Below are 9,096 nucleotides of genomic sequence, written 5' to 3'. Positions count from 1 at the left end.
CCGAGCACAGCCAGGGCTCGACGATGGTGATGGGCATCGCCAACCTCGCGATGGCGACCGGCAACATCGGCCGGCCGGGCGTGGGCGTCAATCCGCTGCGGGGGCAGAACAACGTGCAGGGCTCCTGCGACATGGGCTCGTTTCCCCACGAGTTGCCGGGCTACCGCCCGGTGTCCGACCCGGCCACGCGGGCCGTGTTCGAAGCGCGCTGGGGCGTGGCCCTCGATCCCGAGCCCGGCTACCGCATTCCCAACATGTTCAGTGCCGCGCTGTCCGGCAGCTACAAGGGCATGTACGTGCAGGGCGAGGACATTGCCCAGTCCGACCCCAACACCTCCCACGTGGAAGCCGCGCTGCGCCAGCTCGAATGCCTGGTGGTGCAGGATATTTTCTTCAACGAAACCGCCAAGTTCGCCCATGTGTTTTTGCCCGGTGCGTCCTTTCTGGAAAAGGACGGCACCTTCACCAATGCCGAGCGGCGCATCTCGCGGGTGCGCAAAGTCATGGAACCGCTGGGCGGCAAGGCCGACTGGGAAGCCACCCAGGCGCTTTCCTGCGCCCTTGGCGTGCCGATGAACTACCGCCACCCGTCTGAAATCATGGACGAGATCGCCGCGCTCACGCCCGGCTTTGCCGGCGTCAGCTACGCCTTGCTCGACGAAGCCGGCAGCCTGCAATGGCCGTGCAACGCCGCCGCGCCCGGCGGAACGCCGATCATGCACGCCGACGCCTTCACCCGCGGCCTCGGGCGTTTTGTCGTCACCGAATACGTGCCGACCACCGAGAAGGTCACCCGGCGCTATCCGCTGATTCTCACCACCGGCCGCATCCTCAGCCAGTACAACGTGGGCGCCCAGACCCGGCGCACCGCCAACACCGTGTGGCACGACGAGGACCGCCTCGAGATTCATCCCCTCGACGCCGCCGACCGGGGCATTGCCGATGGCGACTGGGTTCTCATTGCCAGCCGCGCCGGTGACACCCGGTTGCGCGCCCGGGTGTCGGAGCGGATGCAGCCGGGGGTCGTCTACACGACCTTCCACTTTCCTGGTTCCGGCGCCAATGTGATCACCACCGACAACTCGGACTGGGCCACCAACTGCCCCGAATACAAGGTGACTGCCGTGCAGGTTGAACTGGGCGAGCAGCCGAGCCGCTGGCAGGCCGAGTTCAGCCGTGCCGACACCGAGCAGCACGCGCTGCTGCCCGCCGGGCTGCCAAAGTGAGCGGCGTGTCCACCGCCGATGACCTGCCGGCGCTGATGGCGGTGAGCGCCTGGCGCATCGAAGGCGGCCGGGTGAGCGCGAAGGCCGATGCGGTGGTCGAGGAAGTGCCCGTGGCGCTGGTCTACAACGGCATCTCCCACGCGGTGATGCTCGCCACGCCCACCGATCTCGATGATTTCGCCCTTGGTTTCAGCCTCACCGAAGGCCTTATCGCCGGCCCGTCCGATTTGCTGGATGTGGACGTCGTGCCCACCGAACTTGGCATCGAGCTTCAGCTGAGCGTCACCGCCAGCAGCTTCCAGGGTTTCAAGGCCACCCGCCGGCAGCTGTCGGGGCGCACGGGTTGCGGCCTGTGCGGGCGCGAGAGCCTGGCCCGGGCGATTCTCGATGTGGCACCGGTGCCGCGCCGCCTGGGTGTAAGCCCGGGCGCGCTGGAGCGGGCCATCGCCGGGCTGCCGGACGCCCAGTTGCTGCACCGGCAAAGCGGCGGCGTGCATGCCGCCGCCTGGGTCGGGCGGGACGGAGACATCCAGTTGCTGCGCGAAGACGTGGGCCGCCACAACGCCCTCGACAAGCTGATCGGCGCCATCACCCAGCGGCGCATCGACACGGCGAGCGGCTTTGTGGTGATCACCAGCCGCGCCAGCCACGAACTGGTGCACAAGGCGGCCTGTGTCGGCATCGAGCTGCTGGCTGCCGTGTCGGCGCCCACTGCGCTGGCCGTGCGCAACGCCGGGGCGGCCGGGCTGACGCTGGCCGGCTGGCTGCGGAAGGACGGATTTTCGATCTACACCCATCCAGAGCGGATCGTTCCGGCGCCGGATATTTAAACCGGCACGTCGGCCGGCAGCTCGCTTTCGTCGACCTTCCGCGCCCGAAAAGTTTGCGGTGGCACGCCGGTCCAGCTGCGAAAGGCGCGGCTGAAACTCTTCTCGTTGCCAAACCCTACCAGCGCCGAAATCTGCTTGATCGAGCGCTGGCTGCGGTTCAGCAGTTCTATCGCCCGGTCGCGGCGGGCTTCGTCCTTGATCTGCTGGAGCGACGAGCCTTCTTCGTGCAGCTGGCGGTGCAGCGTGCGCACCGACACGTGGAGGTGTTCGGCAACCCGCTCGGCCGTGGCTGCGCCGCTGGCAGGATCGCGCAGAAAACGGCGCACGCCCTCGACCAGCAGGCGGTCGCGCCGGTATTGCAGCACCGTGAGCGGCAGCGCGCGCTGCAGCATGGTGCGGAGTGCCGCTTCGTCACGGCGCAGCGGCAAATCCAGGTAGCGGGCGTCGAAGCTGAAGCCGGCAAGCTCGGCCTCGAAACGCACCGGGCCCGGGAACATCAGCGGGTAGGCGTCGGCGTGGGCGGGCGCGGGGAAGGGGAAGCGGCTTTCGTTCAGCGGAATGCGCGAATCAATCGCCCAGCAGGCGTAGCCCAGCACGTAGCGCAGCAGCGTGACAAGGCAGAACTCGCGCATCTCGCCCAGCGGACGATGGGGGGTGAGGGTGAGTGTGGCGGCGGTTTTGGTGACATCGAGCGAGAGCGTGATGTCGTCGGTGAGCAGGCGGTGATGGCGGCACCAGCGCTTGAGCGCAACGCCCAGGTTAGGGGCACCCAGCGATGCGCGGCACAGCATGCCGTAGCTGCCCCACGGCAGCCGCCGCGAAAACCAGCCCAGCGCCTCGTCGTCGAGTTCCTGCATGGCGTGCCCGGAGATGATTTCCATCTGCGCGGCGGTGATGCGGGCTTCCGGCTGCTTGAGCAGGCCCGGGTCGATGCCGGCACGGGCGAGCGCGCTGGCCGGGTTTGCACCGTAGCGCAGATAGGCCAGCACGATCGCCCGGATGAAGGCGATAGGCGTGACGGCACGGCCGGTGAATGATGTTCTGAGCGGTGAATTCATTGCCCACGAATCATAACTTTCGTGGCACGATTTGCAACCACGATGGCGCCCGCAAGGCCCCGCGAGCGCTTACGCTCCGGGGCACTTGAAAAGATCGCAGCGCCCGTCGGCAAACCACAAAAACGGAGGAGACAAACCCATGAACATCCCCAGCCTCGACTTCAACCTCGGCGAAACCATCGAAGCGCTGCGCGACACCGTGCAGGCCTTTGCAGCCAAGGAAATCGCACCCCGCGCGGCGGCCGTCGACCGGGACAACCTGTTTCCGGCCGACCTGTGGAAGAAGCTCGGCGACCTGGGCCTCCACGGCATGACCGCGCCCGAGGAGTACGGCGGCACCAACATGGGTTACCTCGCCCACATCATCGCGCTGGAAGAAGTCTCCCGCGCCTCCGCGTCGGTAGGCCTGTCGTATGGCGCCCACTCCAACCTGTGCATCAACCAGATCCGCAGAAACGGCAGCGACGCCCAGAAGCAAAAATACCTGCCCAAGCTGATCTCCGGCGATCACGTGGGGGCGCTGGCCATGAGCGAGCCCAATGCCGGCTCCGACGTGGTTTCCATGAAGCTGCGTGCCGACAAGAAGGGCGACCGCTTCGTGCTCAACGGCGCCAAGATGTGGATCACCAACGGCGGCGACGCCGACACGCTGGTGGTGTATGCCAAGACCGACATCGAAGCCGGCGCCAAGGGCATGACGGCCTTCATCGTCGAAAAGGGCATGAAGGGCTTCACCCACGGCACCCACCTCGACAAGCTGGGCATGCGCGGCTCCAACACCTTTCCGCTGTTCTTCGACGACGTGGAAATCCCCGAAGAAAACGTGCTTGGTGGCGTGGGCAACGGCACCCGGGTGCTGATGAGCGGCCTCGACTACGAGCGCGCCGTGCTGTGCGGCGGGCCGCTGGGCATCATGGCCGCGTGCATGGACGTGGTGGTGCCTTACCTCCACGACCGCAAGCAGTTTGGCCAGAGCATCGGCGAGTTTCAGCTGATGCAGGGCAAGGTGGCCGACATGTACTCCACCTGGATGGCCAACCGCGCCTACGTGTATGCCCTCGGTCAGGCCTGTGACCGCACCGACCACGCCCGCACCCTGCGCAAGGATGCGGCCGGCGCCATTCTGTACTCCGCCGAAAAGGCCACCTGGATGGCCGGCGAGGCCATTCAGACCCTTGGCGGTGTGGGCTACACCAACGAATACGCCGCTGGCCGCCTGTGGCGCGATGCCAAGCTGTATGAAATTGGCGCCGGCACCAGCGAAATCCGCCGCATGCTGATCGGCCGCGAGCTGTTCTCCGAAACCGCCTGAGCCGGAGCCTCCATCCATGACCGTCATCAAATCCGCCATCAACCCGCGCTCGGCCGAATTCCAGGCCAACGCGGCCGCCATGAGCAAGACCGTTGCCGACCTGCGCGACAAAGCGGCCCAGGTTTCGCTGGGCGGCGGCGAATCCGCCCGCGCCAAGCACAGCGCCCGCGGCAAGCTGCTGCCCCGCGACCGGGTCGATCACCTGCTCGATCCGGGCACCGGCTTTCTCGAGGTCGGCCAGCTGGCCGCCCTGGGCATGTACGACAACGAAGCGCCGTCCGCCGGCGTGATCACCGGCATCGGGCGGGTGAATGGCGTCGAATGCATGATCGTCGCCAACGACGCCACCGTTAAGGGCGGCACCTATTACCCGATGACGGTCAAGAAGCACCTGCGCGCCCAGGAGATCGCCCAGCAAAACAAGCTGCCGTGCATCTACCTCGTGGATTCCGGCGGTGCCTTTTTGCCCCGGCAGGATGAAGTCTTCCCCGATCGCGACCACTTCGGGCGCATCTTTTTCAACCAGGCCAACATGTCGGCCGAGGGCATTCCGCAGATCGCGGTGGTGATGGGCTCGTGCACCGCCGGCGGCGCCTACGTGCCGGCCATGAGCGACGAGACCATCATCGTCAAGAACCAGGGCACGATCTTCCTGGGCGGCCCGCCGCTGGTGAAGGCCGCCACCGGTGAAGTCGTCAGCTCCGAAGACCTCGGCGGCGGCGACGTGCACACCCGTGTTTCCGGCGTCGCCGATCACCTGGCCGAAAACGACACCCACGCGCTCTCGATCGCCCGTCGCATCGTCGGCACGCTCAACCGCATCAAGCCCGTCAGCCTCAAGCTGCTGGATTCCGAAGAGCCGATCTACGATCCGGCCGAGCTTTACGGCGTGATTCCGTCGGACACCCGCAAGCCCTACGACGTGCGCGAAGTGATCGCCCGCGTCGTCGATGGCTCCCGCTTCGACGAGTTCAAGGCGCGCTACGGCACCACGCTGGTCACCGGCTTTGCGCACCTTTACGGCATGCCCGTCGGCATCATTGCGAACAACGGCATCCTGTTTGGCGAATCGGCCCAGAAGGGCGCCCACTTCGTCGAGCTGTGCGCCCAGCGCGGCGTGCCGCTGGTGTTCCTGCAGAACATCACCGGCTTCATGGTGGGCCGCAAGTACGAAAACGGGGGCATCGCCAAGGATGGCGCCAAGATGGTGATGGCGGTGTCCACCGCCCAGGTGCCCAAGCTCACGGTGCTGATCGGCGGCAGCTTTGGCGCCGGCAACTACGGCATGTGCGGCCGCGCCTACAGCCCGCGCTTCTTGTGGATGTGGCCCAACAGCCGCATCTCGGTGATGGGCGGCGAGCAGGCCGCCAGCGTGCTGGCCACCGTGCGCCGCGACGGCATCGAGGCCAAGGGCGGCGGCTGGAGCAAGGACGACGAGGAAGCCTTCAAGTCGCCCATCCGCCAGCAATACGAGGACCAGGGCCACCCGTACTACGCCACCGCCCGCCTGTGGGACGACGGCGTGGTCGACCCGGCGCAAACCCGCCGTATCCTGGGTTTGTCCCTGTCGGCCAGCCTCAACGCGCCGATCCTGCCGACCAAGTTCGGCCTGTTCCGCATGTGATTGGCCCACAGGCACGCACGGAAAGCGAGACTGCACGATGAACTTTGAAACCCTGGAAATTGCCCGTGACGGCGGTGTGGCGACGATCTGGATGAACCGTCCGGACGTCCACAACGCCTTCAACGAGCTGTTGATTGCCGAACTCACCGCCGCCTGCGGGGCACTGGATGCCGACGAATCGGTGCGCGTCGTGGTGCTGGCCGGCCGTGGCAAGAGCTTTTCGGCTGGCGCCGACCTCAACTGGATGCGCCGCGCCGCCGATGCCTCGGTCGAGGAAAACCTGCAGGACGCCCGCAAGCTGGCCGGCATGCTGCGCACGCTGGCCGAAATGAACAAGCCGACCATCGCCCGCGTTCATGGTGCCGCGCTGGGCGGCGGCATGGGGCTGGCTTCGGCCTGCGACATCTGCATCGCCGGCACGGGCGCGGTGTTCGCCACCTCCGAGGTGAAGTTCGGAATCATTCCGTCGGCCATCAGCCCCTACGTGCTGCGCGCCATCGGCGCCCGTCAGGCGGGGCGCTACTTTCAGACCGCCGAGCGGATTTCCGCCGCCCGCGCCGTGGAGCTCGGGCTGGCTCACGAGGCCGTTGCGCCCGACGCACTCGATGCCGCGGTGCAGGAAGTGGTTACCGCGCTCTTGCAGGGCGGCCCCCGCTCACAGGCCGCAGCCAAGGATCTGATCCGCGCCGTGGCCAATCAGCCGATCACAGACGCACTCGTCGAAGACACCGCCCGCCGCATTGCCACCCTGCGCAGCACGCCGGAAGCGAAGGAAGGCCTCGCCGCCTTTCTCGACAAGCGCCCGGCAGCCTGGGTGCAGGGGTGACTGCAGAGTCGCCTAGCCGGTGCTCGATCAACGAATAAGCGGGCGACTGAAGTCGCTCCTACAGAAAAACGGGAGACAAAATGTTCAACAAGATCCTGATCGCCAACCGCGGCGAAATTGCGTGCCGGGTCATCAAGACGGCCCGCCGCCTCGGCATCAAGACCGTTGCCGTGTATTCCGAGGCCGACGCCGGCGCGCGCCATGTGCGCCTGGCGGACGAAGCCGTGCTGATCGGCCCGGCGCCCGCCCGTGAGAGCTACCTCGTCATCGAGCGCATCATCGCCGCGGCCCGGCAAACCGGCGCGCAGGCAATTCACCCGGGCTACGGCTTCTTGTCCGAGAACGAAGATTTTTGCCATGCCTGCGAAGCGGCCGGAATCGTCTTCATCGGCCCGCCGGTTTCGGCGATCCGCGCGATGGGCTCGAAATCCGAAGCCAAGAAGCTGATGGAAAAAGCGGGTGTGCCGCTCACCCCCGGCTACCACGGCGACAACCAGGAAGCGGGCTTTCTCAACGTGCAGGCCGACGCCATCGGCTACCCGGTGCTCATCAAGGCGGCGGCGGGCGGTGGCGGCAAGGGCATGCGGCTGGTTGAAAGGAGCGCCGATTTTCTGGATGCGCTGGCGTCGTGCAAGCGTGAAGCGGCATCGAGCTTTGGCAACGACCACGTGCTGGTCGAAAAATACCTCACCCGCCCGCGCCACATCGAAATCCAGGTTTTCGGCGACACCCAGGGCAACGTGGTTTACCTCTTCGAGCGGGATTGCTCGGTGCAGCGTCGCCACCAGAAGGTGCTCGAAGAAGCCCCGGCCCCCGGCATGACGCCCGAACGCCGTGCCGCCATGGGCAAGGCGGCCGTCGAAGCCGCCAAGGCCGTTGGCTACGTGGGCGCCGGCACCGTCGAGTTCATCGCCAACCAGGACGGCAGCTTCTACTTCATGGAGATGAACACCCGCCTGCAGGTGGAGCACCCCGTTACCGAGATGATCACCGGCCTCGATCTGGTGGAATGGCAACTCCGCGTGGCGGCCGGCCAGCCGCTGCCGCTGGCCCAGGAGCAGCTCGCCATCAATGGCCATGCGCTCGAGGCACGCATTTATGCCGAAGATCCGTCCAAGGGCTTCCTGCCTTCCACCGGCCGGCTGGTGCACCTGGCGCCGCCCGAAGAAGGCATGCATGTGCGTGTGGATACCGGCGTGGAGGAGGGCGACGAGATTTCGCCTTTCTACGACCCGATGATCGCCAAGCTCATCGTGTGGGATGTCAACCGCGACCGGGCGCTGGCCCGCATGCTGCAGGCGCTGGCCGAGTATCGGGTGGTTGGCGTGGCCAACAACATCGAGTTCCTGTCGCGGCTCACCGCCTGCCCGGCCTTTGCCAATGCCGACCTCGACACCGGCCTGATCGAGCGCGAGAAGGATTACCTCTTTCCCGAGCAACGCGAGCCCGCCCGCGAAGCCTGGCTGGCCGTGGCCCTGGCCGAGCTGCTGCGCGAGCGGGAGCGTGCCGGTCAGCTGGCGGCCCGGCATCCGGAACCGGATTCGCCCTGGCATCGTCGCGACGGCTGGCGCATCAACAGCGCGGCCAGCCGCACGCTGATCTTTCGCCTTGGCGACGTGGAGAAGATGCTCGCCGTCACTGACCGTGGCAGCGCCTTTGACATCACCCTCGACGGCGTTGTCAGCACCGTGAGCGGCAGCCTCAACCCCCGCGGCCTGCTGCGGGCCGAGTTCGACGGCCTGCGCACCACGGCCACGGTGGTGGTTGCCGGCGAGCGCCGCCACCTGTTCGGCAACGGCCGCGCGTGGCAGTTTGCCGCGGTCGATCCGCTCTTTCACAGCGGCGAAGGCGGCGGTGCCGAAGGCGGCTTGCTGGCGCCCATGCCCGGCAAGGTGATCGCGCTGATCGCCGCTGAAGGCGCCACGGTGGACAAGGGCGCGCCGCTCTTGATCCTCGAAGCCATGAAGATGGAACACACCATCACCGCCCCGGCCGCCGGCACGGTAAAGGCCTTCCGCTTTGCGGTGGGCGACCAGGTGGGCGACGGCGCCGAGCTGGTCGACTTCGAGGCCACCCCGGCCTGAATAACGGGGCGCCAAGGGGCGACTTGTAGGGGCGACTTCAGTCGCCCACCTGCGCGTAAATCAAGCGCCATTCGTTGACCAAAGCACGGGTAGATACTGTTATCCCCGTCAAGCTCCGTGAAGCCCTGGCTGGAAG

Annotated in this window: 7 protein-coding genes; 6 read left to right on the top strand and 1 reads right to left on the bottom strand. The window is 66.7% G+C overall.

All coding sequences use genetic code 11. The features are described 5' to 3' along the window. Together Q1W26_RS18635 and fdhD are read left to right on the top strand one after the other, a co-directional pair. Positions 1–1,226: molybdopterin dinucleotide binding domain-containing protein (locus Q1W26_RS18635; protein ID WP_300443181.1), on the top strand; the 1,226-nt coding region annotated here is incomplete at its 5' end. A gap of 5 nt (positions 1,227–1,231) precedes the next feature. Next, the gene (fdhD, locus tag Q1W26_RS18630) at positions 1,232–2,056 is read left to right on the top strand and encodes a formate dehydrogenase accessory sulfurtransferase FdhD (RefSeq protein ID WP_300443179.1); all 825 of its coding nucleotides are present in this window, start codon (positions 1,232–1,234) and stop codon (positions 2,054–2,056) included. Here the strand turns inward: fdhD and Q1W26_RS18625 are convergent. Continuing rightward, positions 2,053–3,114, bottom strand: coding sequence for an AraC family transcriptional regulator (locus tag Q1W26_RS18625; protein WP_300443177.1), 1,062 nt, complete (start codon positions 3,112–3,114; stop codon positions 2,053–2,055). The genes fdhD and Q1W26_RS18625 overlap by 4 nt on opposite strands. Positions 3,115–3,253: 139 nt before the next feature. Here Q1W26_RS18625 and Q1W26_RS18620 point away from each other — a divergent pair, with 139 nt between their 5' ends. The 4 genes from Q1W26_RS18620 (at position 3,254) to Q1W26_RS18605 (ending at position 8,960) form a co-directional block, all read left to right on the top strand. After that, positions 3,254–4,426 carry an isovaleryl-CoA dehydrogenase gene (locus Q1W26_RS18620; protein ID WP_300443176.1) on the top strand — a complete coding sequence of 391 codons (1,173 nt, stop codon included), beginning with the start codon at positions 3,254–3,256 and terminating at the stop codon, positions 4,424–4,426. Positions 4,427–4,442: 16 nt separating this feature from the next. After that, entirely contained in the window at positions 4,443–6,050 is a 1,608-nt protein-coding gene (locus Q1W26_RS18615; protein WP_300443174.1) for a carboxyl transferase domain-containing protein, read from the top strand. Positions 6,051–6,087: 37 nt separating this feature from the next. Then, on the top strand, positions 6,088–6,876 hold the full coding sequence (locus Q1W26_RS18610; RefSeq protein WP_300443173.1) for an enoyl-CoA hydratase/isomerase family protein: 789 nt from the start codon (positions 6,088–6,090) through the stop codon (positions 6,874–6,876). An 80-nt stretch (positions 6,877–6,956) separates the two neighbouring features. Continuing rightward, positions 6,957–8,960 carry an acetyl/propionyl/methylcrotonyl-CoA carboxylase subunit alpha gene (locus Q1W26_RS18605; protein WP_300443172.1) on the top strand — a complete coding sequence of 668 codons (2,004 nt, stop codon included), beginning with the start codon at positions 6,957–6,959 and terminating at the stop codon, positions 8,958–8,960. Positions 8,961–9,096: the final 136 nt, after the last annotated feature.

The organism is Zoogloea sp. (genome assembly GCF_030157465.1).
GTDB lineage: Bacteria > Pseudomonadota > Gammaproteobacteria > Burkholderiales > Rhodocyclaceae > Zoogloea.
Note: the sequence above shows the minus strand (reverse complement) of the source record. Positions and strands in the feature narration are given on the sequence as shown.

What these genes read in the sequence shown, in the direction of transcription:
- Q1W26_RS18605 (WP_300443172.1), top strand. Translation starts at nt 6,957, where the DNA reads ATGTTCAACAAGATCCTGATCGCCAACCGCGGCGAAATTGCGTGCCGG.
- Q1W26_RS18625 (WP_300443177.1), bottom strand. Translation starts at nt 3,114, where the DNA reads ATGAATTCACCGCTCAGAACATCATTCACCGGCCGTGCCGTCACGCCT.
- Q1W26_RS18610 (WP_300443173.1), top strand. Translation starts at nt 6,088, where the DNA reads ATGAACTTTGAAACCCTGGAAATTGCCCGTGACGGCGGTGTGGCGACG.
- Q1W26_RS18615 (WP_300443174.1), top strand. Translation starts at nt 4,443, where the DNA reads ATGACCGTCATCAAATCCGCCATCAACCCGCGCTCGGCCGAATTCCAG.
- Q1W26_RS18620 (WP_300443176.1), top strand. Translation starts at nt 3,254, where the DNA reads ATGAACATCCCCAGCCTCGACTTCAACCTCGGCGAAACCATCGAAGCG.